The organism is Oleiphilus sp. HI0123, assembly GCF_001635315.1.
The window spans coordinates 1-487 of sequence record NZ_LWGE01000123.1 but is presented as its reverse complement, the minus strand read 5'-3'; the positions used below and the strand labels follow the sequence as shown (position 1 = coordinate 487).

At 48.5% G+C, this 487-nt stretch carries 1 protein-coding gene; it reads right to left on the bottom strand.

What is annotated here, in order from left to right; translation table 11 throughout:
* The coding region (locus tag A3761_RS01200; RefSeq protein ID WP_197472709.1) for a 4Fe-4S dicluster domain-containing protein at positions 1-487 on the bottom strand (487 nt) is incomplete at both ends.

Here is a 487-nt window from a genome sequence, read left to right as displayed (position 1 = left end):
ACACTTCGATACCTGACCTTTAACCGGGTCAAGCTGTGGTGCGTTATAAGGACAAACCCAAGTACAGTAACCACAACCAAAGCAGGTATCAGGATCCTGGAGTACCGCACCATATTCAGTATGCTTGGTATAAGCCTTTGTTGGACAGCCCTTCAAACAAACCGGGTCGTCACAATGGTTACACGCCATTGATATGTTCATGCGCTTATAGTCAGGGTAGGAACCCCCTTCTACATAACCAACCGAGCGGAAAGCCAAGTGAGCCGGATTTTCATTCTTTTCACTACAAGCGGCTTCGCAGGCATGGCAACCGATACAGTTGTCAGCGGTAAAGTGAAATCCGTGCTGCTTGTTTCGATTAGGGTTGCAACCTACAGAGGGGTTTTCATTGATCTGCATCGATCGCCCCTGCTCGAACGCGCCTTCGGTCAGATCCAATAAGTCAATCTTCTGCCCATAGCGGTTTTCTTCGCTTTCGTTCTTCTTC